Source organism: Bradyrhizobium sp. LTSPM299, assembly GCF_000938235.1.
Taxonomy (GTDB): domain Bacteria; phylum Pseudomonadota; class Alphaproteobacteria; order Rhizobiales; family Xanthobacteraceae; genus Bradyrhizobium.
The window spans coordinates 72,369-98,806 of sequence record NZ_JYMU01000007.1 but is presented as its reverse complement, the minus strand read 5'-3'; the positions used below and the strand labels follow the sequence as shown (position 1 = coordinate 98,806).

Sequence of the window (26,438 nt, the reverse complement as noted above, 5' to 3'; positions counted from 1 at the left end):
TCAGTTCGCAACCTTGCGCAGCATCGCCGGTACGATCAGCCGATGAAACGGCATGATCAGCGCGAGATAGGCGCGGCCGAGCGAGTTGTGCGTCAGCACGAGCATGGTGAGCGTGACGTTGCGGCCGTTTCCCGCTGCGGCAACGTCGACGACGATCCGGAAGTCGAGATGCTTGTCGTTGAAGCCCGCGACCAGCCGCGCCTGCGTTTGGCTGACGACAGGGAATATCCCGATCATGTCGCGGGGCACACCGCGTTCCGCGCCGGAGGTCTTGAGGCCGAATGGCTTGACCAGAATGTTGCGCAGCGTCTGCAACGTCTCGAACCAGCGCGGTTGCTGCTCGACCATCACTTCAGCTGCATGCCGTGCGTCGAGATCGGAGTGTTCGGTTTCGATGCGGAACGCGTCCATGAATTGCGCGCCCGCGAGCAGCGCGGTGGAGTCGGCGTTCGGTGTGATTTCGTCGACTTTCATATAGGCAATCTGCTCGTCAACCGGCGGAAACGCAAGATCAGGAGGACGGCATAGACAGCGGTCCCGAGCGACAGTCCGATCCAGACGCCGATCGCACCAAGCGCCGTTTGGAAGGCAAGCACGTAGGCAGCCGCGAAGCCGACCAGCCAGTAGCTGATGGTGGCGAACAACAGCGGTACCCTTGTGTCGTTCATGCCGCGCAGCGCGCCGGCCATAGTTGTCTGGACGCCGTCGGCGATGAAGAAGGTCGCGCCGATCAGCAGCAGCGTCGCGGTGAGCTGTGCCGTGGTGTCGGTCGCTTCGCCAAGGAAGATCGCCGCGATCTCGAATCGCGCCAGGATCACCGCGAGCGTCATGATGCTCATGAAGGCGGCGCTGAGTGCGATCGCGACATAGCCGGCGCGCCGGAGTGCGCCCGGGTCGCGCCGGCCGACCGCGTGGCCGACCCGCACGGTTGCTGCCATGCTGATGCCGAACGGCACCATGAACAGGATTGCGGCGATCTGCAGTGCGATCTGATGCGCCGCCAGCGCGGTGGTGCTGATCAGGCCCATCAAGAGGCCGGCGGCACCGAACATGCCGTACTCCAGCAGGAACGACAGCGAGATCGGCGCCCCGACGGCCACCAGCTTGCCCATCAGCGGCCAGTCGATCCGCCAGATCCGGCTGAACACGTGGTATTTCCGGAACGGATGCCGGCGCGCGGCGAACCACGCGCCGGCGAGGAACATTGCGGAATTGACCAGCGTGGTCGCAAGTCCCGCGCCGAACAGGCCGAGCTGCGGCATGCCCCATTTGCCGTAGAGCAGCAGATAGACCAACAGGGCATTGGCCGGGATCGCAGCCAACGTGATCCACAGCACCGGCTCCGGCCGGTTCACCGCGCTCATGAAGCCACGGAGCGCAATGAACCAAAGTGCTGGCAGGATGCCCCAGACCAGCCCGAACAGATATTGCTGGGCCAGATGCGCAGCCGCGGGCGCCTGGCCGAGCGCGAGCAGCACGGTTTCACCATGGAACGGCAGCGCCATCAGCGGCAGCGCGATGAACAGCGCCGCCCACAGCCCGACGCGCAGCGCGCGCCGCATCACGCGCGGGTCGCGCGCCCCGAACGCCTGCGCCGCCAATGGCGAGACCGCCGAGACCAGCCCCATGCCGAAGGTGAAGCTGACGAAGAACACGGTGTGCGCCAGCGCGGCCGCGGCCACGGTATCGCTGCCCAGCCGTCCGATAAAGGCGAGGTCGGTCGTCATCATCGCGATCTGGCCGAGTTGCGTCAGCGCAAGCGGCACCGCGAGCTTCAACGTTTCCGCAAGCTCGGCGGTGAGCAGGTTGCCAGTGACGTTGACGGCCGCGCGCGGCGCGGCCGGTTCGATCTTGTCGATGGAGGTCATGGCGGCACGCTTAGCACGGCAAGCGGGCCAAAAGCATGGCCAAGCTGCCGCAGGCGATCAAGCTGCCGCAGAGGGACTAGGTCCGCGCCGGAATCCGCTTGATCCTGGCGCCGAGCGCGTTCAGCCGTTCGTCGATCCGCTCATAGCCACGCTCGATCTGGTCGGCGTTGTTGATCGTCGAGGTGCCCTCGGCACAAACAGCGGCGAGCAGCATCGCCATGCCCGCGCGGATATCGGGCGAACTCATCGGCGCACCGCGCAGCCGGCTGGGACCTGCGACGACCGCGCGATGCGGGTCGCACAGCACGATGCGGCCGCCCATCGCGATCAGATTGTCGACGAAGAACATTCGCGATTCGAACATCTTCTCGTGCATCAGGATGATGCCGTCGCACTGGGTAGCAGTGACGATTGCGATCGACATCAGGTCCGCCGGGAAGGCCGGCCAGGGCTGATCCTCAAGCTTCGGCACATGGCCGCCGAAATCGTCCTGGATTTTCATGGTCTGGCCGGACGGCACCACGAGATCGTCGCCCTCGACGCCGCAGACGATGCCGAGTCGCTCAAAACCCATCCGGATCGAGCGCAGATGCTCGACGCCGGCCCGCGCGATACGCAGCGGCGAGCGTGTTACCGCGGCGAGCCCGATCAGCGAACCGACTTCGATATGGTCGGGCTGGATTGCGTAGGTCGTGCCGCCGAGCGTCGCCGGCCCATGCACGATGATGGTGTTGGTGCCGATGCCCTCGATCTTGGCGCCGAGCGCGACCAGGAAATGCGCGAGGTCCTGCACATGCGGCTCGGAGGCCGCGTTGCGCAAGTAAGTGGTGCCGCGAGCGGCCACGGCGGCCACCAGCGCGTTCTCGGTCGCGGTGACGCTGGGCTCGTCGAGGAACACGTCGGCGCCCTTCAGCCGCGAGGCGCGGAATTCGAGCCGGTGCGTCGCGGTGACGGTGGCGCCGAGCTGTTCGAAGGCCAAAAAGTGCGTGTCGAGGCGGCGGCGGCCGATCACATCGCCGCCGGGCGGCGGCAGCGCCACCTCGCCGCAGCGGGCGAGCAGCGGGCCCGCGAGCAGGATCGAGGCGCGGATGCGTGCACACAGCTCGGGATCGAGATCGGCGGCGCGGATCTCCTTGGCATGGATCACAAGAGTGTTGCGCTCGGTCCATTCCGCTGAGGCGCCGACCGAGCGGCACAGCTCGACAAGGGTTTCGGTGTCGCGGATGCGCGGGACGTTGGTCAGCGTGACCGGATGTTCGGTTAGAAGCGCCGCGGCGATGATCGGCAGCGCGGCGTTCTTGTTGCCGGACGGCTCGATGGTGCCGGAGAGCCGGCGGCCGCCTTCTACGATGTACTGGATCGGCGCCACGCGGAAATGTCCCCTGACACATAAAGTCTGACTGAGTTACCCGAAATTCAACAATAGAATCAAGGGGCGCTGGCCAACCGTAACACAAATCCATGACTCGAATAACGTAAATCCCGGACCCTGCAAACCGCCTCTCATGAGCCCTGCTCGGCGCCGCGGGCCAGCGCCGAGCGTCTCCGTTCAAGAAACAGCCGACGTGCCGGTCAGCCTTATATGCGCCTCGGTCGGCTTGCGGCCGGCACCGTTGATCGGCGTGATATCCTGCGGACAGGCTGAGAACACCACATAGCAATCGCGTGTCGCGCGCAGGGTGACGTGGTCGCCCGGCCGGCTCAGCGGCTCGCCTTGGGTCAGGCTGAGGTCGGCATTGACCGGGATGTTCATAAACAGATTGAGCGGCTGGGGCACATGGCCGGCGGTCAGGCCGATTTCCGCCATGGCCTCGATCATGTTGTCGGCGCAGTTGCGGTGATAGTGCGTGCAGCCCAGATGTTCGTAGCGCCAGCGGTCGCACGCCGCCATCAGCGTGTCGTGGATGCCGGGCGAGGTGTCTTTCTCCAGCACCAGGATCGGTTCGCGCTTGTTGGTGAACAGGGTCTGGCCCGCAGCCGGCATCAACCTGCCGTTCTCGACCCTTGTGTGCTCCATCGACATGTGATGTCCGAGGTCCTCTGCGCAGAAGGCCCAGGTGTCCACCACCTGCGAGCCATGGGTATTGATAATCTGCACGGCTTGTCCCTTGCTCAGCCGTACCGCCTTGCCGCGCGTGGCTGGAATGGTGTCGTGTGGCTCGGTCATGATTTCCTCCTTCAGGTGGCGTGACGGTTGGCGCGGTGCGCCGCCCAGCGGGGCTGGGCGCAGATATGACCCAGGAATTCGATGACGGTCAGCGCGCCGAGATAGGCGGTGACGCCGGTGCCGACATCAAGCGGCGGGTTGACCTCGACGAAATCGAAGCCAGCGATATCGTGCCGCTCGGCAATGGCCTTCAGGCTGTCGCGAAGCTCGCCGTAACTCATCCCGTTGGGCTCGGCCGAGACACAGCCCGGTACCAGCGACATGTCCATGGCGTCGACATCGATGCTGACATAGACCCGCGAGTTCGCGGGTAGCAGGTCGGCGACGCCTTGCGGGCCGATCCGGCGGAACTCGCCCATCGGAATCACCCGGTTGCCGGCGTTGATGATGTCCTCCACCTGCGCCGGCGAATGGCGCAGACTGCGAATCCCGACCTGGGTCAGGCTCAGCGTGTTGTCCATGCCGGCGATATGGCGAAAGGCATGGCTGTTGGTGATGGTCAGGTCATTCTCGAACGGCGCGTAGTCGGTGTGCGCATCGAAATGGATGACGTGCAGCTTCTCGTCGAAGGCCCGGAACACCGGATAGGTGATGGCATGATCGCCGCCGAGCACCACCGGCAGTGCGCCGCGATCGATAATGCCGCGCACCATGGCGGTGATGTTGTCAAAGGTGCGGGGCGCGTTGGCCGGATGGATGTCGACGTCGCCGGCATCGGCGATCAGTCCCCGCGACATTTCCTCGACCAGATATTCGCGCCGGGTCTCCGGATCGTAATAGCCCCGGCCGCTGCCATAGAACCGCAGCGAATGCTCACGCAATGCGCGCGGCGCAAAGCGGCTGCCGGGCAGGAACGGCGAACCCTCGTCGAACGGCACGCCGAGCACGGCGATGGCCGCGTCAAGCGTGGACAGGTCCTCACAGATTGGTGCACGCAGGAAGGACGGGATGCCGACATAGGGCCGGTTGACGCGGGACATGGCTTACTCCGTGATGTTGCTCGGGGTCAGAGGATCGACCGGGCGGCGGTCCGCCTGCACCAGATCGAGAAAACTGCGCAGGCGCGGCTCTTTCGGTGCGGAAATGATTTCGCGCGCCGGCCCTTGTTCCAGGATGCGGCCATGGTCCATGAAGGCGATGCGGTCGGCGACGTTGGCTGCGAAGCCGATCTCATGGGTGACGACCAGCATGGTCATGCCGATCTCGGCCAATGATCGCAGCACGGTGAGCACCTCGCCCACCAGCTCGGGATCCAGCGCGGAGGTCGGCTCGTCGAACAGCATCAGCGCCGGATCCATCGCCAGCGCCCGCGCGATCGCCACCCGCTGCTTCTGCCCGCCGGAGAGCGCATGCGGATAACGGTCCATGCGGTCGGCGAGCCCGAGCCGCTCCAGCAGCTCCTCGCCGCGCCGAATCGCCTCCGCGCGCGGGCGGCGCCGCACGACAATCTGTGCGCGCACCACGTTCTCCAGCGCAGTCATGTGCGGCCAGAGATTGAACTGCTGGAAGACGATGCCGATTTTCGGGCGCAACGCATCGATCTGGCGGCGGCTTTGCCGGCGGACCACGCCACCCGGCGTCAGTTCACGCCCGAACGGCTTGCCGGTCACTTCGATGAAGCCGTCATCGGGCTGTTCGAGCCAGGTCAAGCAGCGCAGCAGCGTGCTCTTGCCGCAGCCGCTTGGGCCGATCAACGCGACGATCTCGCCTTCGCGCACATCGAGATAGACCTGATCAAGCGCGGTGACGCCGAAAAAGCGCTTGGTCAAGGCCGAGACCCGCAGGATGGGCGCACTCATGAGGCCCTCCGCGCGACGAGCGAGAGATAGCGCTCGGCGATCGGGTTGTGGCTGACGCTCTCGGCCTGCGCTGTGCCGACCCGGCGCTCCAGGCGTCGCGAGGCTTCCGCGATCACGCTCGCGATCAGCCAGTAGATCGATGCCACCGCCGCGAACACCTCGAAGGGCGCGAATGTGTTCCCCTGCACCACCAGGCTCTGGTAGGTGAGCTCCGGCACCGTGATGGAGGAGAGCACGGCCGACTCCTTCATCATGGTCAGCGTCATGTTGGTGGACGGTGGCACCAGCGCGCGCAGGATCTGCGGCGCCAACACGTGCCACATGGCGCTGGCGGGTGACATGCCGATGGCGCGAGCGCTTTCGAACTGGCCGCGCGGCAGGGCAAGGATCGCAGCACGCACGATCTCGGCGTAATAGGCGCTGGCGAAGAGCGCCAGCGCCACGGTCCCGACCAGCGTCGCCGGCAGGCGGATGCCCGCAAACGGCAAGCCGTAATAGACCACGACGAGAAGGATGATGAAGGGGATGTTGCGCAGCGTCTCGACATAGAAGGCGGTGACAAGCCGCAGCGGCCAACCCGGCATCAGTGCGATCAACGCCACCACGATTCCCGCCGCATAGCCGATCGCCATCGCCGCTACCGAGACCTGGATGGTCAGCCAGGCGCCCTGCAGCAGCAGCGGCCAGTAGTCGGCGAGCACGGTGGGATCAAAGTGCATTGCTCAGATCCGTGCCGTGGCGAAGCGCGCCTCCGTCATCCTGCCGGACAGGCTGATGACGAGATTGATGACCAGGAACACCAGGGCCGATCCGATCATGGTTTCAAACGGTCGGTAGTTCGCGCTGGCGATCTGCTGCGCGGTACGCAGCACGTCGACGACCGTGATGACCGACAACAGCGCGGTGCCCTTCACCACGATGGTCGCCTCGTTGATCAGCACCGGAACGATGCGGCGGAACAGTTGCGGCAGCACGACCTTCAGCCAGATCGCACGCGGCGGCAGGCCGAGCGCCGTCGCCGCCTCGATCTGGCCGGCCTCGATGGTGGCGAGGCCGCCGCGCATGCTCTCGCTGACAAAGACCATGCTGTTGAACACAATGGCGGAGACGCCGGCCACCTCCGGCGAGAGATCGAGACCGATGGCCGGCAGCACATAATAGACGATGAAGATCTGGATCAGCAGCGGCGTGCCGCGCACGAAGCTGATGATGACGGCGATGATCATGTTCACCGCAATGATTTTCAGCGACCGCACGATCGTGAACGCAGTGCCGAGCACAACTGAGAGCAGCATGATGATGGCGGCCAGCCGGATATTGACCAGCGCCGCGTTCATGAGACTTGGCAGGATCGACAACAGGTAATCGAGCTTGAAGCCCATGGAGGGTGCCCTTGATGTCGCGTGAAACGAATGTTACCGCGCCTCCTGCTGCCTCGCCGCCGCGCGGCCTACATCGCGCCGGGCGGCAGATAGCCCTGATCGGGAATCGTCATTTCGAAGCCGAACCATTTTTTCTGCAGGGCCGCGAGGCGGCCGTCGTCGCGCATCTTGCGGATCACGGCGGAAATGGCGTCCCGCAGATCCTTGTCGTCGGGCCGTGTCACCCAGGCGAGATAGTTGAAACCGCCGTCCTGCGGCGTCGGCGCGAGCAGCTCGAAGACGTCAGGCTTCTCCTTGACCAGGGCTGCGAGGCTCGGCAGCGACTGGATCACCGCATCGACTTCGCCGCTCGCGAGCGCCACATAGCTTTCGGGGAACGCGGTGAAGAGTTTCAATTCCTTGAAGCCCGGCCCGCCGGCGGCCTTCAGTTTGGCGTCGAGCGCACGGGCAACCGGCTCGGTCGATGACGCAAGCTGGGTTGCCACCACCTTGCCGTTGAGGTCCTCCGGCTTGGTGAGGTTGTCGCCCTTGCGTTTCATGGCATAGGGCACGCCATCGGCGATGGGCATGGTGTAGGCGTATCGCCTGGCGCGCTCCGGATTGATGCCGACCGTGGTGGCGACAAAGTCGAACTTTCCGGCCAGCACGCCCGGCAGGATGCCCTGCCACGGCAGGTCGAGCTGGTTCAGCTTCTTGACACCGAGCTCCTTGACCACTTCGGCCAGAATATCGGAGCCGTAGCCGACGATCTTGCCGTCCTTGACGAACTCGAAGGGCGGAAAGGCCGCTTCGGTGCCGACCGTCAATTCGCCGGTCCGCTGGATCTTTTCCAGTGTCGTCTCGGCGAACGCCTGCTGGCTCGCGACGAGAGCTAAACAGATACCGCCGGCGAGAGAGCCCAGCGTCTTGCGGTCGATCCTCAACATCGTCCTATCCTTTTCCCGGGGTCCGAAAGCCGCTGCCGCCTCACACGGGCGGTGCGTCGAAATAATTCGCCCTCACCGCCGCGCCGATCAGATTCACGATCAGACGTCCGGCAGTGATGCAGCTGATCATGTTGACGTCGATGGACGGCGTGATCTCCACGATGTCCATGCCGACCACGCGGCCCTTGCCGACCAGGCCGTGGATGAGCTTGCGGACCTGATGAAAGGTGAGCCCGCCCGGCGCCGGGCCCTCGACAGCGGGCATCACGCTCGGATCAAGTCCGTCAGCGTCGATGGTGATGTAGTATTGGCCGCCATCCGGAATCCGCTCGAGCACCGCGTCCATGCCCTTGTCGTGCACTTCGAAGGCCGGAATGATGTTGGACCCGTAGGCAGCCGCCGCCGCAACCTCTTCGGGCCGCGCGCTGCCCTGGGCGCGAATCCCGATCTGGAAGATTTCGCCGACGTGCGGCATCTCGGAGGCCCGGCGGATCGGGCTGGACAGGCCGTCGCGGACGCCATTGACCTCGTCGCGCCAGTCGATGTGGGCGTCGACCTGGATCAGCGTGATCGGGCCATGTCCCTTGTAGGCCCGCAGGATCGGGATCGGGATGCCATGGTCGCCGCCGAGGGTGATCGGCATGGCACCGGCGGCAAGAATCTTGCTTACCGCTTCTTCAGCGCGGATGGAGTGGCTGCGAAGATCGGTCATGTCGGCTGGAACATTGCCGACATCGACCACTTTCAGCGCCCGACCGCCATAGATCGGGCCGCCGACGTCGAAATCGTAGCGTTCCAGGCTGCGGCAGATGCGATCGGTGACCGAGCGGACAGCGTCTGGCGCTTTCGACTGATCGTTGGTGATCGCGGAGGCATGATAGGCGCTGCCAAACGGGATACCGAGGATGGCGATGTGCGCGTCGAGGGTGTCGAGGTCAGTGCAGATGGGCGACCAGAGCAGGCTCTGGTGCCTCAGCGAAGGCGGCACCGTCAGGGGTAGAGCCATACGTCCTCCAAGTCAGCTTGAGATAAGTCAGCTTGAGATAAGTCGGATCGAGGTCACAGCGGGTGGTGCGCCGAACTTATCGGCAGCTGCCCCACCGTAGCCCGGGCGGGAGAACGCCTGGAATGACAGTCTGCGAAACCATGCTTGTAGGGAGTGCAACATGAAGCACGTCGCGCACGCGCCAGTTCCACATCTCACCGAAGTCGACCTGCGGCTGTTGCGGATCTTTCGCGCCGTTGCCGAAGCTGGCGGCCTGACCGCCGCCGAAACTCAGCTCGGCATGGAACGATCGACTATCAGCCGTCATCTGCTGGCGTTGGAAACGCGGCTCGGCAGCCGGCTCTGCTTTCGCGGCCCGTCCGGCTTTGAACTGACCGATTTCGGCCACCGCGCCCTGCACGCCAGCATTGCCGCCTGTGACGCGCTTGAAATGGTGCATCATGAGCTCAACCTGGCCCGCAACATTGCCTCCGGCGAGTTGAAGATCGGCATCGCCGACAACTGCCTGTCCAACCCGCGCTGCCGCTTCGCGGACACCCTCGCCCGGTTTCGCGCCGCTGCGCCCAATGTCACGCTCAATATCGCGATCGGCATGCCGAGCGCGCTTGTCGAGGACGTGCTGGAGCGACGCCTGCATCTCGCCATCAGCGGACAGCCCACCGGCAACGGCAAACTCGATTACGTCTCGCTATTCACCGAAGAGTTCCGGCTTTACACGGCGGCCGCGGCACCGCTGACGCTCAGGAACCTGCGCGACAGCAACATCGCTCTGGTGACGCGTACCAACGATCGGCGCACGCAAAATCTCGCGCGGCGCCTGCACATCAAGCAGCATGCCGTCGCCTTTGGGCTGGAGGCTGTCGCAACGATGCTGGTCGGCGGCGGCTTTGTCGGCTTTTTGCCGACGCACTACGTCGAGATGCTGGGCCCGATCCATCATCTAGAGGAGGTCTCGGAAGCCGAGGCGTTCCGCTATACAACCCAGTTCTCGCTGATCTCGTCGATCGATCGGCCGTTGCCGCCGAGTGGCCGGCTGCTAGCTAAACTGCTGACCTGGCCGCAGTCCGCGGATTGAACGAGAGCTGTTGCTCGACGGGAAACAGGCCCCCTAGCTAGTCGCCATCGAGGTCCGCCAATGACTGCTCAGCTTCCAGTGATTGCGCCACGGACGAGCGCGATGACCTCGTCCGCCTCCTGTTCGGTGCTGTCAAAGCGGGCGACGAACCGGATCACATCGTGGTCCCGCCGCGCGAAGTGCAGCCCGGTTGCCGCGAGCCGGTTGATGGCCACCGCCGGCAGGTTGAGGAAAACCAGATTGGCTTCCACTGGCGCCACGAGCCGAACGCCGGGCAGCGCAGCGAGACCCGCGCCGAGCCGGGCTGCCACGGCATTGGCCTTCGCCGCGAGCCGCAGATAAAGCCGATCCTCGACGTAAGCGAGCAGCTGTGCAGACGCATAGCGCATCTTCGACGAGGTCTGGCCAGCGCGGCGCAGCCGATAGGACAGGGACTCGACGAGGTTCTGGTCGAACACCACGATCGCATCCGCCGACATCGCCCCGTTCTTGGTCGCCCCGAAAGACAAGATGTCGACGCCGGCTCGCCAGGTCATGTCGGCCGGGCTGCAGCCGAGTCGCGCCAGCGCATTAGCGAACCGCGCACCATCCATGTGCAGCGACAGATGCCTGTCGTGAGCAATTGCGCCGATCTCGGTGATTTCGGCGAGCGGATAGACGGTGCCATATTCACTGGCCTGCGTGATCGACACCGCATCGGGCTGAGAGCGATTGCGGACGCCCCAGGCCGCGCCAGCGAGCGCCTCGCGTAGCATCGACGGCTCGATCCGAAAGTGCTGGCCGGGCAAAGGGAGCAGCTTCGCGCCGCCGGTGAAGGCTTCTGCCGCGCCGCCCTCTGCCGTGTGAATATGCGCCTCTTCGTGACAATAGATCGCGCCATAGGGCCGTACGCAGCTCGCAAGCGACAAGGCGTTGGCCGCTGTGCCGGTCGAGACCGGGAACACCGTGGCCTCGGTCTCGAACAGCGTCGAGAAGCGCCGATTGAGCAGCTTCGAACAATCGTCGTCGCCATAAGCGGCGGCGGGGCCGCGATTGGCCTCCTCGATCGCCCGCAATATCTCGGGGCTGACCGGCGCGACGTTATCGCTGCGGAAATTCGGGAGCGCCCGGGTTGCTTCGTTCATGCCGTTCCGTCCTGCCGTCATATCACGGTTGTTTCCTGCTCGCCGGTGCGCCGGTTGATCAGCAGCAACGGAATTGCGGTGACGAGGATAAGCACGGCGGCAGCGGCGGCCGCGAGCCCCGCGCCGGTGCCCTCGATGGCATGGTACATGACAACGGTCGTGGTGACCCAGCCGCTCGCATAGAGGACGATGGTCGCGCTTAACTCCGATGCCGCCGTGATCCAGACCAGCACCAGCCCGCCGACAAGACCACTCGCCATCAAGGGCACCGTCAGGGTCGCGAAGGTTTTGGCTGGCGAGACCCCGAGATTGATCGAGGCTTCCTCGAGCGAGGGATCGAGCTGATGCACAATTGCCGAGGACGACCGGATCGCGAACGGCAATTTGCGGACGACGTAGGCGATGACCAGGATCAACCAGCCGCCCGTCAAGACCAATGGACCGCTGTTGAACGCGATGATGAGCCCGATCGCCAGGATCGTGCCCGAGACCGCAAACGGCACCATGCCGACGAAGTCGAGCAACCCCGACAGACGGGAGCGGTGCCGGGCGACGACATATCCGATCGGGGCACCAATCAGCATGGTGGCGACGGCCGCGATGCTGGCGAGTGTCAGCGTATTGAGCAGCGGCCGATAGGAGCCCGACAGCAAGGTGGCGTAGTTGCCCAATCCCAGCTCCCAAGTCAGGACGGGGCCGCGGAAGCGCAGAAATGAGACCATCAACACCGCCGCGAAGGGCAGCAACGAAACGATCACGATGCCCCAACTCACGATCGTAGCCGCCAGCCGCAGTCCCGGCGTCAGCGGCAATTTCGCGGGCGCGCTGCGGGCACTCGTCGAGAAACGGCGCTTGCCGAGATAGTGCCGTTGAACGAGAAGCGTCGCTGCCGTACAGGCGATCAGCAGCACGCTGAGCGCGCCCGCCGCGGCCGGGTTAGCGTCGGATTCACCGGCGAAGAGCTTGAAGATGTCGACGGCCAGGAATGGCCGGTCTTCGGCCAGCACTGCCGGCACGCCGAAACTCTCCAGTGCCTCGATGAAGACCAGCAATCCGCCGGCGAGGATCGCCGGCATCACGATCGGCAGCAGCACGGTGCGGATTACATAGGGCCGCGAACCGCCGAGATTGCGGGCGGCCTCTTCCATCGAGGCGTCGACTGCCTGGAAACCGGCCAGGACCGGCATGACAACGTACGGGTAGAGCGTCAACGTGAACACGATGACGATGCCGGGCAGGCCGTAGATCGAGCCGACAGGAATGCCGATCCCGCGCAACGCCGTGGTGACGACGCCGGCATGGCCGAACAGCAGCACCAGCGCGTAGGCGCTGACGAACGAGGGCAGGACCAGCGGCAGGGTCGCAAGCGTCAGCAAGAGCGCGCGGCCTGGGATATCGATGCGGGCGAGACAGAAGGCGAGCGGGATGCCGATGGCGCATGCGAACGCCGTCGCGAGCGCGGCGCAGAGCAGACTGTTGCCGATCGAGCCGAGATAATAGTGGCTCTTCACAATCGCCGCGTAGTTGCCAAGTGTCAGGCCGCCCGTGCCGTCGATCCGTATGCTCGCATCCAGAACGAGCGCCAGCGGGTAGAGCAGAAACACCGCGAGTAGCACCAGCGCCGCCAGTGTCACGATGGTGGCGAAGCGTTTCATGGCGCCGGAAATGCCGTGATCTGCGCGGGGTCGTAGGTGAGGGCGAGCGGCGCGCCGGGCGAGACATCGAACACCTGTCCGCCGAGCGCCGCGATCCGAATCTGGGTCCCGTCCGGCAGGGTTGCGTGAAGTCGCTGCACCGGGCCGAGAAACTCGCGCAACGCCAGCCGGGCTTGAACCAGTGGGCCGGTGGAATCGTTCCCCAGCCGCAAGGCCTCCGGCCGCAGCGACAGCAGCACCGGCACCCCGGGCGCGGCGATCTCGCCCCTGACCGTGAACTCCGTTCCGGCTGCCACGACAACGGTGTTGTTGCCGTCGAAGGCTCCTGCGATGCCTGGCACCATATTGGTCGAGCCGAGGAACTCGGCCACGAAGGCGGTTTGCGGCAGCCGGTAGATGTGTTCGGGTGTGTCCACTTGCTCGACCCTGCCGTGACGCAAGACGGCGATGCGGTCGGAAATCGCCAGCGCCTCCTCCTGATCATGCGTGACGTAAATCGCAGTCAGACCGAGCGACTGCTGCAACTGCCGGACCTCGATCCGCATTTCGGTGCGCAGCTGCGCGTCGAGATTGGACAAGGGCTCGTCGAACAGGAGCACAGCGGGTTCGATCACGAGCGCGCGGGCGATCGCCACGCGCTGCAGCTGACCGCCCGAGAGCTGGTGTGGCGAGCGTTGACCGTAGCCGGCGAGACGCACCCGCTCGAGTGCCTTCTCGACACGCGCCCCGATCTCGGCAGCCGGGACCTTCCGGGCCTTCAGCCCGTAAGCCACGTTTTCGGCCACGGTATGGTTGGGGAAGATCGCATAGTTTTGAAACACCATGCCGGTGTCGCGGCGATGCGCGGGCAGACCGTCGATGCGCCGGTCGTCGAAGGAAATGGAGCCGGATTCGACATCGACGAAGCCGGCGATCAAGCGCAGCAGCGTCGTCTTGCCACAGCCTGAAGGCCCAAGCAGCGTGAATAGCTCGCCATGCGCGATATCGAGCGAGATGTCGTCCACGGCCCGCACCGCACCGAAGGTGCGGGTCAGGCTTTCAATCCGGATCGCCGTCATCGGATCAGCGCGTGTTCTGGATCGTGGTCTTCAGCCGCGCGAGGATGTCGCGCCGCGCCGCTTCCCATTTGCCTTCGTCGTAGGGCAACACCTTGATCGCCGAGAACGGCGCCATGCCGGACGCCAATGCGTCGAGTTCGATATCCTGGCGGGCAGGGCGCCTGAAGGTCACCTTCAGGAGCATCTCCTGGACCTCCTTGCTGGCCAGATAGTCGACGAGCTTTTTGGCTGCCTCGGGGTTCGGTCCGCCTTTCAGGACCGCGGCGCCCTCGACGCCTGCATATGTGCCCTCGGCCGGATAGACGACGCTCACCGGCGCGCCATTATGGGCCCACAGGAAGCCGGCATATTCGAGGGTGATGCCGAGCGGATACTCGCCGCTGCCGATGCCGTCGAAGACCTGGGTCGAGCGGTTGAGCACCTTCGCATTCGCAAGCAGCTCGCCGATCTTGGTCCAGGCCGCGTCTCCCTCGCCCCACAGCGAGAGAAGCGTGGTGGCAGCGGCATAAGAGAATCCGGAGTTGGACGGGTCGGTATAAGCGAGCCTGCCCTTCCATGTCGGGTCGAGGAGGTCGGCCCAGGATTTGGGTCCACTGGCCTTGTCGATCGCCTTGGTGTTCTGGCCAATCACAACGACCTGGATGTTGGTGCCCAGCCAAAGGTCGTTCGGATCGCGAAACTGGTCCGGCACGGCTTCGCGGCCTTTGGCCGGGTAGGCCTGAAGGTGCGGACTGGCCAATCGCAGGAGCGTCGCACTGACGCCCCAGATCACGTCGCCCTGCGGATTGGCGGCCTCGGAGGCGACGCGGCGCACAAGAACACCTGATCCGGTCGAGACCACGTCGACCCTGATTCCGGTCGCCTTGGTGAAGCCGTCGGCGACAAGCTTGTTCACGGTGTCGTCGTTGGACGAATAGAGCACGACGTTCTCCTGGGCCGAGGCCAACCCGGCCGCGAACAGCGATGCGGCGAGCGTCACGACGCGGGCGAGGACTGAGGCAGGAGATCTCATCGTGGTTCGCCCTTGTAAGTTTAGCCGTTGCTCATGTGGTTGCGGCGAGGTGCTCGGTGGCGGCCTTGAGTCCGGCACCGGGTTCTATCGGCAGGCCGAGCTTCGTCAGTGCGTCTTCGAGATGCAGAAGGTCGGTCAGAATGGTCCCGGCATTCAAAGCGCCCATCGTGCCAAACCGGATGACACGGCCGGAGAGACGGTTGCGGGCGCCGGCGATCACCGTGCGATGATCCTGGTAGAGCTGCCGCACGATGGCTCCGCCCTCGAGCCCGTCCGGGACTTTGAAAACCACGACCGTGCTTGAGCGCGGCCCATCGCTGCAAAAATCAGCAAGTCCGAGCGCCGCGCCGCCGGCGCGCAGCGCGCCGGATAGCCGCTTGTGGCGCGCGAGCACATTGGAGAATCCCTCCTCGTGCATCATCGTCAGGGCTTCACGCAGGCCATAGATATGGCTCACCGGCGCTGTGAACGCCGTCTCGTTCTGCTCCGCGGATTTCAGCGCGCGGCGGAAATCCCAATAGAACACCGATCTTCCCTCGTCCTGACCGATCACGCGCCACGCCTTGGCGCTCACGCTGGCAAGCGCGAGGCCCGGCGGGCACATCAAGGCCTTCTGCGAGGCCGAGACAACGATGTCGACGCCCCATTCGTCCTGCAGCATCTCGATGCCGCCTAGGCCGCTCACCGAATCTGCGATCAACAGCGTCGGCCGGTCGCGCAAGAGTGCGCCAAGAGCTGCGAGATCGGCCACGATTCCGGTCGAGCTCTCATTGTGCACGACGATGACAGCTCGATAGGCCTGCTCGCTCAACCGAGCCTCCACCGCAGCAACATCGATCGGCTTGCCCCATTCGATCGCGACCGTGTCGACTGTGATGTTCATGGCCTTGGCGATCGCGGTGAAACGCTCACCGAACTGACCATGCTCGATCACCAGGATCCGGCTGCCGGGTCCGGCCACGTTGACGAGCGCGGCCTCCATGACGCCGGTTCCGGAGGCGGCAAAGAACAGGATGCGGTTCGTGGTGCCCAAGATCGGGCGGATCATCTCCTCAGCCTGGCCGATCGCAGTCCGGCATTCGGGACCGCGATGATTGACCATCACTCCGGCAATTGCCTGCCGCACCCGCTCGGGCACTTCAGTCGGGCCGGGAAGCCGAAGACGATATCCCGTCGGTGCGATGGCGGTTGGCGTTTCTGTGCGGGTCATAGCTTGAAATCACCGTTCTGGCGCAGGTAGGGGACGGCGGCTCCGGTCTCAGCATTTCGCGGGTGTGGCGAGCCAAGGTCAACCGAAAATCGCCAAGACAGGGATTTCGATGCTGAAGACGCAAGGGGGCGCCGCCGTCCAGCGCGGGCTGGCGATCCCGGACAGTTTGTGGGAGCCGGTGCACGCAGCGCCTCGCATCAGCTCTCGCTTGTGCTCGGCGCGCAACTGCCCTAGGAGGTCGGCGCGCCGCGGATCATCAGCCTGCCATCGGCCGAAACAGGCGCTTCCTGACGCCGCCCGGTCTGGGTGTCGACGGACCGTCGTCTTCGCCGTCCAGCGCCGTATCGACTGCGAAGTAGCGCGATCCGAGATGTGGAGATGCCAACCTCTCGTCGTCGCGTCCTCGGCGTGCGCCTCGGCGCTCAGATGTCGATGTTGGCGCTGAGCGAGTTTTCCTGGATGAAGTCGCGGCGCGGTTCGACCACGTCGCCCATCAATTTGGTGAAGATATCGTCGGCCTCGTCGACCTCCTTGACCTTCACCTGCAGCAGCGAGCGTGCGTTGGTATCGAGCGTGGTCTCCCAGAGCTGGCCCGGATTCATTTCGCCGAGACCTTTGTAGCGCTGCAACGAAACGCCCTTGCGGGCGGCGTCGGTGACGGCCTCGAACAGGCCGACGGGACCGTGGATGGCTTGCTCTGCATCCTTGCGGCGCAGCTTGCCTGCACGCACGTAGGTCTCTTGCAGCCTGGTTGCATATTCGTCGAGCTTGCGCGCATCCGCTGAGCCGAGAAACGCGTCGTCGATAACAGCCGCTTCCTTGACCCCGCGCACGGTGCGCTCGAACTGGAAACCCTGCCCTTCGGTGAAAGAACCGATCCAGCCGCGCTCGACTTCGTCAGCAACGGCGTCCAGCCGCTTGGCGATGTAGTCGGCCGCCGAGTTCGCGGTATCGACATCGCTGGTGATCTTGGGGGTCAACACGCCCGCGATAGCGGCCTGCTCGATCACCGCGCGACTATAGCGGCTGTGCAGATTGCGCAACACGGAGCGGATGATTCGGGCGTCCTCAACCAGCGACAACAGGTCGCGGCCCGAGCGGTCGTCGCCGGAGGCCGGCTTGAACACGCATTCGTCGAGCCCGGTCGAGATCAGATAGTCCTCCAGCGCGCGCTCGTCCTTCAAATATTGCTCGGACTTGCCGCGCGAGACCTTATAGAGCGGCGGCTGGGCGATATAGAGAAAGCCGCCATCGATGATCGCGCGCATCTGACGATAGAAGAAGGTCAAGAGCAGCGTGCGGATGTGCGCGCCGTCGACGTCGGCGTCGGTCATCACGATGATCTTGTGATAGCGCAGCTTCTCGACCGAGAAATCGTCGCTGATGCCGGTGCCAAGCGCCGTGATCAGCGTGCCGATCTGCTCGGACGACAGCATCTTGTCGGGGCGAACGCGCTCGACATTGAGGATCTTGCCGCGCAGCGGCAGCACCGCCTGGAACTCACGGTTGCGGCCCTGCTTGGCGCTGCCGCCGGCCGAGTCACCCTCGACGATGAAGAGCTCGGACTTGGCGGGATCCTTTTCCTGGCAGTCGGCGAGCTTGCCGGGCAGCGAGGAGACGCTGAGCGGGTTCTTGCGGGTCAGCTCGCGGGCCTTGCGGGCGGCTTCGCGGGCTGCCGCCGCCTGGATCACCTTGCCGACGATCTCCTTGGCTTCCTTCGGATGCTCCTCGAACCAGGCCGCGAGCGCCTCGTTCAGGACGTTCTCGACCACCGGGCGGACTTCCGAGGACACCAGTTTGTCCTTGGTCTGCGACGAGAATTTCGGATCGGGCACCTTCACCGACAGCACCGCGGTGAGGCCTTCGCGGCAGTCATCGCCGGTCAGTGCGATCTTTTCCTTCTTCGCATTGGCCTCGGCATAGCCGTTGACCTGGCGCGTCAGCGCGCCGCGGAAGCCGGCCAGATGGGTACCGCCGTCGCGCTGCGGGATGTTGTTGGTGAAGCACAGCACGTTCTCATGGTAGCTGTCGTTCCACCACAGCGCCGCCTCGACGCCGATGCCGTTGGCCTCCGCGCGCACCATGATCGGAGCCGGCACGATCGCCTTCTTGTTGCGGTCGAGGTATTTGACGAATTCCTCGACGCCGCCGTCGTAACGCATCGCCTCGCGCTTCTCGACCGCGTGGCGCATGTCGGAGAGTACGATGTTGACGCCCGAATTGAGGAACGCGAGCTCGCGCAGGCGATGCTCCAACGTCGCGAAATCATACTCGACATTGGTGAAGGTTTCCGTCGAGGCGAGGAACGTAACCTCAGTGCCGCGCTTGCCGTTGGCGTCGCCCAAGGTCTCGAGCGGAGCCACCGCGTCGCCATGGGCGAACTCGATGAAATGCTCCTTGCCGTCGCGCCAGACCCGCAATTGCAGCTTGCTCGACAGTGCGTTGACGACGGAGACGCCGACGCCGTGCAGGCCGCCGGAAACCTTGTAGGAATTCTGGTCGAATTTTCCGCCGGCGTGGAGCTGGGTCATGATGACCTCGGCCGCCGAAATGCCTTCGCCCTTGTGGATGTCGACGGGGATGCCGCGGCCGTCGTCGCGCACGGTGACGGAGTTGTCGGCGTTGAGCACGACTTCGACCGCGGTGGCATGGCCGGCCAGCGCTTCGTCGATGGCGTTGTCGACGACTTCGTAGACCATGTGGTGCAGGCCGGAGCCGTCGTCGGTGTCGCCGATATACATGCCGGGCCGCTTGCGCACGGCATCGAGGCCCTTCAGCACCCGGATCGATTCCGCACCATATTCGATCGGAATGGGATGCTCAGATTCGGCAGGGGTCTGCCGGGCAGGTTCTGTCATGTGAGGCCTTCGAGGAGTGTCCCGAATCAGCGGCGCAAGAGGGGCGCTGATTCCACTATTTGTGCCACGAAAGAGGTATTGCGCCTAGCGCAAAGTCTATGTCCACAAGTTATTGAATAAATGGGATTTTTTCACTGTCTTTCAAGACCGTCAGAGGTCGATTCCGAAGGCTCTGAAAAGCCCGATTTGGAGGCAGATTCGAGGGCTTTTCGGAGTGCGGTCCCGCATCCCTCAGCCGCGACGGGTGACGCAGCCGGACTCGACGTCGAAGATCTCGCCCGTGAGGCCGATGTCGATGAAAGCTGCGGGATCGGCGCCGGTCATCCAGACCTGCGCGCCGAGCTTGGCGAGTTCCTCGAACAGCGCCCTGCGTCTGTTGGGATCGAGATGGGCGACGACTTCGTCGAGCAGCAGCAGCGGCACGATGCCGGTCATCTCCGCAACCATCGTCGCGTGCGCCAGCACCAGCCCGATCAGCAGCGCCTTCTGCTCGCCGGTCGAGGCGTCCCGCGCCGGCATGTTCTTCGGCGCATAGACCACCTGCAGGTCGGTCAGATGCGGGCCGTCCAGCGTGCGCCCGGCGGCGGCGTCGCGTGGGCGGCTGGCGCGCAGGATCTCGCGGTAGCGGTCTTCGACCGCGGTGGCGGGTTCCTGCAGCAGCGCATTCTCCATCCAGCCGTCGAGCATGATCTCGGCCGAAGGGAAGGCCGACGCCGCGCCGCGCTCGCGCAGCATCACGGCGAGTTTGGCGGCGGTCTGGCCGCGCGATGCGGCGACCGCGACCGCAAGCTCCGCGGTCTCGCGCTCGATCGCGTCACACCAATGATCGTCATAGTTGCGCACTTCGAGCAGCCGGTTGCGCGAGCGCAGCGAGCGTTCGAGCGCCGAAACGCGGCTGGAATGGTCGGAATCGATCGCGAGCACCAGGCGGTCGAAGAAGCGCCGCCGTTCGGACGCGGCGCCGAGGAACAGCCCGTCCATCGTCGGCGTCAGCCACACCATGCGCAAATGATCGCCGAAGGCGGTCGCCGAACTCACCGGCTCACGGTCGATGCGGCAGCGCCGGCCGGTTGCGGCAGCCTCGCCGGTCGGCGCATCGATGCCAGTGCCCAGCGTTGCGAGTCCGAGCGCGCCCTCGACCTCTGATGACACCGCCCAGGAGCCGTCGCCCTGGTTGTCGGCGATGTCCTCCAGCGTGGCGCGGCGCAGGCCGCGGCCCGGCGACAGCAACGAGATTGCCTCCAGGCAATTGGTCTTGCCGGCGCCGTTCGGCCCGACCAGCACCACCATGTCGCCCCGCGCCGACAGCGTCGCCGCCCGGTAATTGCGGAAATGCGTCAGCGACAGCCGATGAATGCGGGACGGGGTCATGTCTGTCCTTCGTCACGCCTGGGCTTGTCCCGGCCATCCACGACTTAGACGCAGCAAAGACGTGGATGCCCGGGACAAGCCCGGGCATGACGTAATCTAGTAACAAGTCGAGCAGACAGAAAGCACATCACACCCGCATCGGCATCAGCACGTAGAGCGCGCCCTTGTTGTCCTTGTCCTGGACCAGCGTCGGCGAGCCGGGGTCGGCGAGCCTGAGCACGGCGACTTCGCCCTCGATCTGGGCGGCAATGTCGAGCAGATAGCGCGAGTTGAATCCGATATCGAGCGCGTCGGAGGCGTATTCGACCTCGAGCTCTTCGGTGGCGCTGCCGGAATCCGGGTTGGTGACCGAGAGCACCAGCTTGCCCGGCGACAGCGCGAGCTTCACCGCGCGGCCGCGTTCGCTGGAGATGGTCGAGACACGGTCGACGGCGGCCTCGAAATCCTTCTTGTCGACGACGAGTTCCTTGTCGTTGTTCTGCGGAATGACGCGGCCATAGTCAGGGAAGGTGCCGTCGATCAGCTTCGAGGTCAGCACCACATTGCCGAGCGAGAAGCGGATCTTGCCCTGCGACAGCTCGATCGCGATCTCGGCCTCGCCGTCCTCGATCAGCCGCTGCACCTCGCCGACCGTCTTGCGCGGCACGATCACCCCGGGCATGCCGGTCGCGCCTTTCGGCAGCACCAGATCGATCTGCGCCAGGCGATGGCCATCGGTGGCGACGCCGCGGAGCGTCGCTGCCTTGGCGCTGCCGGCGGCGTGCAGATAGATGCCGTTGAGATAGTAGCGGGTCTCCTCGGTCGAGATCGCAAACTGGGTGCGGTCGATCAGGCGCTTGAGGTCGGCGGCCGGCAGCGAGAACGAATGCGTCATGTCGCCGGCGGCAAGATCGGGGAAATCGCTCTCGGGCAGCGTCTGCAGCGTGAAACGCGAGCGGCCGGCGCGCACCGCCAGGATCGAACGGTCGCCGTCGGCCTCCAGCACGATCTGCGAGCCGTCGGGCAGCTTGCGGACGATGTCGTAGAACATGTGCGCGGGCACGGTGGTCGAGCCGGCGGTTCCGGTCTCGGCGGCCAGCGTCTCCGTCACCTCGAGGTCGAGGTCGGTCGCCTTCAGCGACAATTTGGTGCCCTCGGCGCGGATCAGCACATTGCCGAGGATCGGGATGGTGTTGCGGCGCTCGACCACGCGATGGACGTGGCCCAGCGATTTCAGGAGTTGCGCGCGCTCGACGGTGACCTTCATTGCAATACCCGCCAGATCCCTCAGATGGAAAAGCCGGGCGGCCGTTCATGGCAGCACCGCGGCGTTGAAACCCGAAAAGCCGGATCAATATCGGAGTTGATCAAACCCACGGGGGGACCGCAAGGTGGCGCGGATGGCGGTCGGGCGCAAGGGAAACGGAGACCGTTCCCCCACGTTTTGAGCCGGAAATAACGTTCGCCCTTCCCCTTGCGAACAGGGAAAGGGCGACGTGGCAGGCAGCCTTACTCCTGCAGCTGGCGCTTCAGCGATTCGACCTCTTCCGAGAGGGCTGTATCCTTGGTGACCAGTGCCTCAATCTTGCGCACGGCATGCAGCACGGTGGTGTGGTCGCGGCCACCGAAGCGCCGGCCGATTTCCGGCAGCGAGCGCAAGGTCAGCGTCTTGGCCAGATACATCGCAACCTGACGCGGGCGCACCACATTGGCGGTGCGGCGGGACGACAGCAAGTCGGAGCGGCTGACATTGTACTGCCGGGCGACCACGCGCTGGATGTCCTCGATCTTGATCCGCTTCGGTTCCTGCGGCCGGATCAGGTCGCGCACCTCGCGCTCGGCCATCTCCAGCGTCACCGGCTGGTTGTTGAGCTTGGAATGCGCCAGCAGCCGGTTGATCGCGCCTTCGAGATCGCGGCCATTATGGGTGATGGTGCGCGCCAGATAATCCAGCACCGGTTCCGGTACTTCGAAAGTTGCATGATGCGCGCGGGCTGCGGCGACACGCGATTTCAGAATGCCGAGCCGCAGTTCCTCGCCGAGCGACCCCATCTCGACCACCAGCCCGCCGGCGAGCCGCGAGCGCACGCGGTCGTCGAGGCTCTCCAGGTCCGACGGCGGACGATCGGCCGCGATCACGACCTGGCGGCCGGCATCGATCAGCGCGTTCAGCGTGTGGCAGAACTCAGCCTGCGTCGACTTGCCCTGCAGGAACTGCAAATCGTCGATGACCAGCACGTCGATGCCGCGCAGCGCCTCCTTGAACGCCAGTGCCGTCTGCGTCTTCAGCGCGGCGACGAAGCCGTACATGAACTTCTCGGCGGTGAGATACAGCACCTTGCGCTCGCTGCCGGAGTTACCGGCCCAGGTCACCGCCTGCAGCAGATGGGTTTTGCCGAGGCCGACGCCGGCATGGATGTAGAGCGGGTTGAACATCACGGGATCGCCGCGGCGTCCTTCCGCGACCTGCCGCGCGGCGGCGTGCGCCAGCGTGTTGGAGCGGCCGACGACGAAGCTCGCAAAGGTCAGGCGCGGATCGAGCGGCGAGCCGCCGAGCGCGTCATGGCTTGCGGACACCGGCGCGGTCGCGAACGAACGCAATTCCGGCGCAGGGCGGCCATCGGTGCGCTCGACGCGGCGTGCCTCGACGGGGGCCGCGGCTTCCTTGACCGGCGCCGCCGCACGGATCGCGGAGCGCACGGTGAGGTCGATGCGATGCACCTCGGGCATTTCGGCCTGCCAGCAGGTGAGCACGCGATCGGCGTAGTGCGCCTGGATCCAGCTCTTCAGGAACCGGGTCGGAACCGACAGGTGCACGCTCTCATCACGCACGCTTTCCAGGTCCATCCGCGCAAACCAGCTCGAATAGACGTCCTCGCCAACGGTCGTCCGCAACCGTCCCTTTACCCGCGACCAGCGATCTTGTTCCGTGTTCGTCATTGCCTTCGTGCTTCTTCCAGACTGAGAGATGGATATTGTTGCGAAACCGCCGTGCAGGTTTCCTGCCAAGGCGTGACCTCCAGCGGGCGCTGTCTGCTCCGGACATAGATCTCCCGCTCGGCGACAATGCGCCGTCGGCCAGATCAGTCGTTTGGAGAAGAAGCGTCCCGCGAGGTCAGCGCGTACTCGACGGTCTCTGCGGGTAGGAGACCACGTCCGAGGGGTTGATTACGGCACCATTTGAAATCTGCGTTCCAGCTGTCGTGGCGTCGACTGCAGTGATGCTACCGTAAATCATACGTCCTCCCCCTCCCACCGCGACGTGTCGCGGCAAGCTATCAGCTTGCTTGTGTCTTCAAATTCAGTTGCCGCTACCGAACACCGAAATGTCGGTCGCTGCGCCGCCGCGTGTCTTCCTCGTCAACCCGTCCACTCGCTTCGCATGCCGCACTGCCAGACTCTGACAATCACTCCTGGTCTCTCTTGTTCGAAGCACCCGAAGAGCTGGGCACACCGCCGGAGAAATTTAGACACAGGTCAACCGTCCTCATATCGCTATGAGTTGTCAATCTAGCTTCGCTTGGAAAGCGTCGCTAACGCGCATACCGCCGCCGATTTGCACGTCCGCCCATGGGTCTCAAACCGCGCTGATCTGGAGAGCCGAGGGCGTCGCGGACAAGCAATTAAATACACCAAGGGGATTTTCTTACAATCCGTGGATTCGACGGATGCGGAGAGTCTTCGCGACTGTTGCGTCGCTGCAAACGCGCAATCGCGAAAGCAAGATTTTGATTCAGCGCGCAGATTCACTCGCGTCACAAACGACGGTGCAATACCAAAAATATTTCATAAATTGTTTACGTTTGCTCTCGCGACGGTCGATATTCCAATCGCTGTCGAGTGCTATGTGCATAAGTAACTCGCGAAGCGTGATTTTTCACGATTACTTTTGCAGGGTAACTCCTCGCCGCTGGCGAAGCTCCGCGCTATTCCATTTGCGTTGCTTAGCGCGAGATCATCGACGCGCGCGTCGCGCGAAACGGCGTCCGGTAGAACTACGGACAAGCGAAGCATGACACGCAGTTCGTCGCGCAGCAACGACGCCAGTCTTGCGAGATAAAACTATTCCACCGCTAAAAAACAAAAAGCCCGGCTTGCGCCGGGCTTCGTGACGAGTGTTCTTTTCCGTCAGCTTACTTCGCGAGCTTCGCGATCGCTGCCGACAGTCGCGATACCTTCCGGCTCGCGTGGTTCTTGTGAACGATGTTGCGCTGCGCTGCCTTCATCAGTTCGGGTTCGGCGTGCGTCATCGCCTTCAACGCCGCAGCGCGGTCGCCGGTCTTGATCGCTTCCTCGACAGTACGGACCGCGCCACGCATCTGGGTGCGGCGCGACTTGTTAACGATGGTGCGGCGGGCAATCTTGCGGGTCGCCTTCTTGGCGGAAGTGGTATTGGCCATGGTCTCAACTGTCCTTCGGCGGTGATCGCTCGGTGGTCGGGCTCGCGCGCACCGGCCGGTTCAAGTCTCTACTCGTGTGTATTGTCCAAGGGTGTTCCGAGGCGGCCATGCCAGGGAGCAAATCCATGCTCCCACCTGCAGCACTGTCCAAAGAACAGCGGCGGCAGGATTGCGCCCGCCGCCATTGGCCGGTCTTATAGATGGCGCAGGGTGCAGCGTCAACGCTTTCCAGGCCCAAAAACGGCCCGAAATTGGGCCCGCGACGGCCAGATAAGGTGCTGAAGAGGTTGAATTTCCGGGAGGCGCCCGGTAAGGGCTGGCGGCGCGTGGGGCGCGACAGGGAATTTGGGTGACGCATGATCCGCGGTTTTTTCCGTCTGATCGGCCTTCTGCTGCTGGCCGGCGGATTCATCTTCATGGTCTATGACGGCGCCCGCTATGTCGCCGACCAGAGCCTGCGGTTCACCCGGTTCGGCCAGTTCTGGAATGACATCCACCAGTCCAGCCAGCAGGCGTTCCGCATTTGGGTGGAGGGCCACGCGCCGTGGCTCTGGAACAGTGTGATCAGGATCATCCTGGATCAGCCGGTGTTCGCCGTGCTCGGCATCGCCGGCATTTTGCTGATGCTCCTATTCCGGCCGCGGAAGCCGCTGATCGGCTACGCCCGCGACTGACCGGCGTTCTGGATTATTGTTTTGACGCGTTTTCTTTGCGCGAACCGATATCCACCGCGCATCAAGTGTGGGGCAGGCTTTCGCTCGAAAACGCTCCCGCAGCCGTCCGAAACGGGGCTGCCAATGTTCGCGTAAAGACATATATAGGTGGCAACCGGCCCGCAGGCTGTTGCCGCGTCGGCCGATGTTCCGCCTGGAGGGTGTCCATGTTGTTCATGCGCAAGACCACCGCGTTGCCGAGCGCCGCCGAGGCGCTGCCGGGCCGCGCGACGCCGCTTCCGACCGCGACCACGCATTTCGTCAATGGCAGCAAGTTGCAGCCGCCCTATCCGCAAGGCCTCGAGCAGGCGGTGTTCGGGCTCGGTTGCTTCTGGGGCGCGGAGCGCAAGTTCTGGGAACTCGGCGACGGCATCTATACGACTGCGGTCGGCTATGCCGGCGGCCACACGCCGAATCCGACCTATGAAGAGACCTGTTCGGGACGCACCGGCCACACCGAGGCGGTGCTGGTCGTGTTCGATCCGAAGAAGATCTCCTATGAGACGCTGCTGAAGACGTTCTGGGAGAACCACAACCCGACCCAGGGCATGCGCCAGGGCAACGACATCGGCACGCAGTATCGTTCCGCGATCTACACGTTCAACGATGCGCAGCGCAAAGCCGCAGATAGCTCGAAGGCCGCCTATCAGAAGGCGCTCGCCGCCAAGGGCCTTGGCGCCATCACCACCGAGATCGCGCCAGCCGGCGAGTTCTACTTCGCCGAGGACTACCACCAGCAATACCTCGCCAAGAATCCGGCGGGCTATTGCGGGCTCGGCGGCACCGGCGTGTCCTGCCCGATCGGCGTTGGCGTCACCGCCTAGGCTTTTCTCTC

At 64.5% G+C, this 26,438-nt stretch carries 23 protein-coding genes; 3 read left to right on the top strand and 20 right to left on the bottom strand.

Annotation, left to right across the window (positions count from 1 at the left end; translation table 11 throughout):
- The 10 genes from UP10_RS04945 to UP10_RS04900 all read right to left on the bottom strand — a co-directional run bounded on the left by UP10_RS04945 (position 1) and on the right by UP10_RS04900 (position 9,148).
- Positions 1 to 474, bottom strand: coding sequence for a DUF2867 domain-containing protein (locus UP10_RS04945; RefSeq protein ID WP_044586266.1), 474 nt, complete (start codon positions 472 to 474; stop codon positions 1 to 3).
- Positions 471 to 1,868: an MATE family efflux transporter gene (locus tag UP10_RS04940; protein WP_044586265.1), complete on the bottom strand. Its 1,398-nt coding sequence runs from the start codon at positions 1,866 to 1,868 to the stop codon at positions 471 to 473. The genes UP10_RS04945 and UP10_RS04940 overlap by 4 nt, the downstream gene beginning before the upstream one ends.
- A 76-nt stretch (positions 1,869 to 1,944) precedes the next feature.
- Positions 1,945 to 3,237, bottom strand: coding sequence for a UDP-N-acetylglucosamine 1-carboxyvinyltransferase (gene murA, locus UP10_RS04935; protein WP_044586264.1), 1,293 nt, complete (start codon positions 3,235 to 3,237; stop codon positions 1,945 to 1,947).
- Positions 3,238 to 3,417: 180 nt separating this feature from the next.
- Positions 3,418 to 4,035 (bottom strand): DUF1989 domain-containing protein, encoded by a 618-nt coding sequence (locus UP10_RS04930; RefSeq protein WP_044586263.1) that lies wholly within the window; start codon positions 4,033 to 4,035, stop codon positions 3,418 to 3,420.
- An 11-nt stretch (positions 4,036 to 4,046) separates the two neighbouring features.
- Positions 4,047 to 5,015: an arginase family protein gene (locus tag UP10_RS04925; protein WP_044586262.1), complete on the bottom strand. Its 969-nt coding sequence runs from the start codon at positions 5,013 to 5,015 to the stop codon at positions 4,047 to 4,049.
- A 3-nt stretch (positions 5,016 to 5,018) separates the two neighbouring features.
- Positions 5,019 to 5,834: an amino acid ABC transporter ATP-binding protein gene (locus tag UP10_RS04920; RefSeq protein ID WP_044586261.1), complete on the bottom strand. Its 816-nt coding sequence runs from the start codon at positions 5,832 to 5,834 to the stop codon at positions 5,019 to 5,021.
- Positions 5,831 to 6,553 (bottom strand): amino acid ABC transporter permease, encoded by a 723-nt coding sequence (locus UP10_RS04915; protein ID WP_044586260.1) that lies wholly within the window; start codon positions 6,551 to 6,553, stop codon positions 5,831 to 5,833. Before UP10_RS04915 ends, UP10_RS04920 begins: the two co-directional genes overlap by 4 nt.
- A 3-nt stretch (positions 6,554 to 6,556) precedes the next feature.
- Positions 6,557 to 7,216 (bottom strand): amino acid ABC transporter permease, encoded by a 660-nt coding sequence (locus UP10_RS04910; RefSeq protein ID WP_044586259.1) that lies wholly within the window; start codon positions 7,214 to 7,216, stop codon positions 6,557 to 6,559.
- Between the two features lie 68 nt (positions 7,217 to 7,284).
- Positions 7,285 to 8,142, bottom strand: a complete 858-nt coding sequence (locus UP10_RS04905; RefSeq protein ID WP_050043569.1) for a transporter substrate-binding domain-containing protein — start codon at positions 8,140 to 8,142, stop codon at positions 7,285 to 7,287.
- 40 nt (positions 8,143 to 8,182) lie between these two features.
- Complete coding sequence (locus tag UP10_RS04900) at positions 8,183 to 9,148, bottom strand: agmatinase (protein ID WP_044586258.1); 966 nt, start codon at positions 9,146 to 9,148, stop codon at positions 8,183 to 8,185.
- 160 nt (positions 9,149 to 9,308) lie between these two features.
- Here UP10_RS04900 and UP10_RS04895 point away from each other — a divergent pair, with 160 nt between their 5' ends.
- Positions 9,309 to 10,223, top strand: a complete 915-nt coding sequence (locus tag UP10_RS04895; protein WP_044586257.1) for a LysR family transcriptional regulator — start codon at positions 9,309 to 9,311, stop codon at positions 10,221 to 10,223.
- 68 nt (positions 10,224 to 10,291) lie between these two features.
- Here the strand turns inward: UP10_RS04895 and UP10_RS04890 are convergent, their stop codons facing one another.
- From UP10_RS04890 to rpsT, 10 genes are all read right to left on the bottom strand, one after another.
- Positions 10,292 to 11,347 carry a threonine aldolase family protein gene (locus UP10_RS04890; RefSeq protein ID WP_044586492.1) on the bottom strand — a complete coding sequence of 352 codons (1,056 nt, stop codon included), beginning with the start codon at positions 11,345 to 11,347 and terminating at the stop codon, positions 10,292 to 10,294.
- A 17-nt stretch (positions 11,348 to 11,364) separates the two neighbouring features.
- On the bottom strand, positions 11,365 to 13,002 hold the full coding sequence (locus UP10_RS04885; RefSeq protein ID WP_044586256.1) for an ABC transporter permease: 1,638 nt from the start codon (positions 13,000 to 13,002) through the stop codon (positions 11,365 to 11,367).
- Positions 12,999 to 14,060, bottom strand: coding sequence for an ABC transporter ATP-binding protein (locus UP10_RS04880; protein WP_044586255.1), 1,062 nt, complete (start codon positions 14,058 to 14,060; stop codon positions 12,999 to 13,001). The genes UP10_RS04885 and UP10_RS04880 overlap by 4 nt, the downstream gene beginning before the upstream one ends.
- Before the next feature lie 4 nt (positions 14,061 to 14,064).
- Positions 14,065 to 15,072, bottom strand: coding sequence for an extracellular solute-binding protein (locus UP10_RS04875; protein ID WP_082076988.1), 1,008 nt, complete (start codon positions 15,070 to 15,072; stop codon positions 14,065 to 14,067).
- Positions 15,073 to 15,103: 31 nt separating this feature from the next.
- Positions 15,104 to 16,282, bottom strand: a complete 1,179-nt coding sequence (locus UP10_RS04870) for a pyridoxal-phosphate-dependent aminotransferase family protein (RefSeq protein ID WP_044586254.1) — start codon at positions 16,280 to 16,282, stop codon at positions 15,104 to 15,106.
- A gap of 422 nt (positions 16,283 to 16,704) precedes the next feature.
- The gene (gyrB, locus tag UP10_RS04865; RefSeq protein ID WP_044586253.1) at positions 16,705 to 19,140 is read right to left on the bottom strand and encodes a DNA topoisomerase (ATP-hydrolyzing) subunit B; all 2,436 of its coding nucleotides are present in this window, start codon (positions 19,138 to 19,140) and stop codon (positions 16,705 to 16,707) included.
- 231 nt (positions 19,141 to 19,371) lie between these two features.
- Positions 19,372 to 20,511 carry a DNA replication/repair protein RecF gene (recF, locus tag UP10_RS04860; RefSeq protein ID WP_044586252.1) on the bottom strand — a complete coding sequence of 380 codons (1,140 nt, stop codon included), beginning with the start codon at positions 20,509 to 20,511 and terminating at the stop codon, positions 19,372 to 19,374.
- Between the two features lie 127 nt (positions 20,512 to 20,638).
- Complete coding sequence (gene dnaN / locus UP10_RS04855; protein ID WP_044537784.1) at positions 20,639 to 21,757, bottom strand: DNA polymerase III subunit beta; 1,119 nt, start codon at positions 21,755 to 21,757, stop codon at positions 20,639 to 20,641.
- Between the two features lie 242 nt (positions 21,758 to 21,999).
- Positions 22,000 to 23,430 carry a chromosomal replication initiator protein DnaA gene (gene dnaA / locus UP10_RS04850; protein WP_044586251.1) on the bottom strand — a complete coding sequence of 477 codons (1,431 nt, stop codon included), beginning with the start codon at positions 23,428 to 23,430 and terminating at the stop codon, positions 22,000 to 22,002.
- A gap of 1,193 nt (positions 23,431 to 24,623) precedes the next feature.
- Positions 24,624 to 24,890: a 30S ribosomal protein S20 gene (rpsT, locus tag UP10_RS04845; RefSeq protein ID WP_044537786.1), complete on the bottom strand. Its 267-nt coding sequence runs from the start codon at positions 24,888 to 24,890 to the stop codon at positions 24,624 to 24,626.
- Positions 24,891 to 25,246: 356 nt separating this feature from the next.
- Here rpsT and UP10_RS04840 point away from each other — a divergent pair, with 356 nt between their 5' ends.
- On the top strand, positions 25,247 to 25,564 hold the full coding sequence (locus tag UP10_RS04840; RefSeq protein ID WP_044537787.1) for a hypothetical protein: 318 nt from the start codon (positions 25,247 to 25,249) through the stop codon (positions 25,562 to 25,564).
- 206 nt (positions 25,565 to 25,770) lie between these two features.
- Entirely contained in the window at positions 25,771 to 26,427 is a 657-nt protein-coding gene (gene msrA, locus UP10_RS04835) for a peptide-methionine (S)-S-oxide reductase MsrA (RefSeq protein WP_044586250.1), read from the top strand.
- Positions 26,428 to 26,438 lie beyond the last annotated feature (11 nt).

What these genes read in the sequence shown, in the direction of transcription:
- UP10_RS04945 (WP_044586266.1), bottom strand. Translation starts at nt 474, where the DNA reads ATGAAAGTCGACGAAATCACACCGAACGCCGACTCCACCGCGCTGCTC.
- UP10_RS04940 (WP_044586265.1), bottom strand. Translation starts at nt 1,868, where the DNA reads ATGACCTCCATCGACAAGATCGAACCGGCCGCGCCGCGCGCGGCCGTC.
- UP10_RS04930 (WP_044586263.1), bottom strand. Translation starts at nt 4,035, where the DNA reads ATGACCGAGCCACACGACACCATTCCAGCCACGCGCGGCAAGGCGGTA.
- UP10_RS04925 (WP_044586262.1), bottom strand. Translation starts at nt 5,015, where the DNA reads ATGTCCCGCGTCAACCGGCCCTATGTCGGCATCCCGTCCTTCCTGCGT.
- UP10_RS04920 (WP_044586261.1), bottom strand. Translation starts at nt 5,834, where the DNA reads ATGAGTGCGCCCATCCTGCGGGTCTCGGCCTTGACCAAGCGCTTTTTC.
- UP10_RS04915 (WP_044586260.1), bottom strand. Translation starts at nt 6,553, where the DNA reads ATGCACTTTGATCCCACCGTGCTCGCCGACTACTGGCCGCTGCTGCTG.
- UP10_RS04910 (WP_044586259.1), bottom strand. Translation starts at nt 7,216, where the DNA reads ATGGGCTTCAAGCTCGATTACCTGTTGTCGATCCTGCCAAGTCTCATG.
- UP10_RS04905 (WP_050043569.1), bottom strand. Translation starts at nt 8,142, where the DNA reads ATGTTGAGGATCGACCGCAAGACGCTGGGCTCTCTCGCCGGCGGTATC.
- UP10_RS04900 (WP_044586258.1), bottom strand. Translation starts at nt 9,148, where the DNA reads ATGGCTCTACCCCTGACGGTGCCGCCTTCGCTGAGGCACCAGAGCCTG.
- UP10_RS04895 (WP_044586257.1), top strand. Translation starts at nt 9,309, where the DNA reads ATGAAGCACGTCGCGCACGCGCCAGTTCCACATCTCACCGAAGTCGAC.
- UP10_RS04890 (WP_044586492.1), bottom strand. Translation starts at nt 11,347, where the DNA reads ATGAACGAAGCAACCCGGGCGCTCCCGAATTTCCGCAGCGATAACGTC.
- UP10_RS04885 (WP_044586256.1), bottom strand. Translation starts at nt 13,002, where the DNA reads ATGAAACGCTTCGCCACCATCGTGACACTGGCGGCGCTGGTGCTACTC.
- UP10_RS04880 (WP_044586255.1), bottom strand. Translation starts at nt 14,060, where the DNA reads ATGACGGCGATCCGGATTGAAAGCCTGACCCGCACCTTCGGTGCGGTG.
- UP10_RS04875 (WP_082076988.1), bottom strand. Translation starts at nt 15,072, where the DNA reads ATGAGATCTCCTGCCTCAGTCCTCGCCCGCGTCGTGACGCTCGCCGCA.
- UP10_RS04870 (WP_044586254.1), bottom strand. Translation starts at nt 16,282, where the DNA reads ATGACCCGCACAGAAACGCCAACCGCCATCGCACCGACGGGATATCGT.
- gyrB (WP_044586253.1), bottom strand. Translation starts at nt 19,140, where the DNA reads ATGACAGAACCTGCCCGGCAGACCCCTGCCGAATCTGAGCATCCCATT.
- recF (WP_044586252.1), bottom strand. Translation starts at nt 20,511, where the DNA reads ATGACCCCGTCCCGCATTCATCGGCTGTCGCTGACGCATTTCCGCAAT.
- dnaN (WP_044537784.1), bottom strand. Translation starts at nt 21,757, where the DNA reads ATGAAGGTCACCGTCGAGCGCGCGCAACTCCTGAAATCGCTGGGCCAC.
- dnaA (WP_044586251.1), bottom strand. Translation starts at nt 23,430, where the DNA reads ATGACGAACACGGAACAAGATCGCTGGTCGCGGGTAAAGGGACGGTTG.
- rpsT (WP_044537786.1), bottom strand. Translation starts at nt 24,890, where the DNA reads ATGGCCAATACCACTTCCGCCAAGAAGGCGACCCGCAAGATTGCCCGC.
- UP10_RS04840 (WP_044537787.1), top strand. Translation starts at nt 25,247, where the DNA reads ATGATCCGCGGTTTTTTCCGTCTGATCGGCCTTCTGCTGCTGGCCGGC.
- msrA (WP_044586250.1), top strand. Translation starts at nt 25,771, where the DNA reads ATGTTGTTCATGCGCAAGACCACCGCGTTGCCGAGCGCCGCCGAGGCG.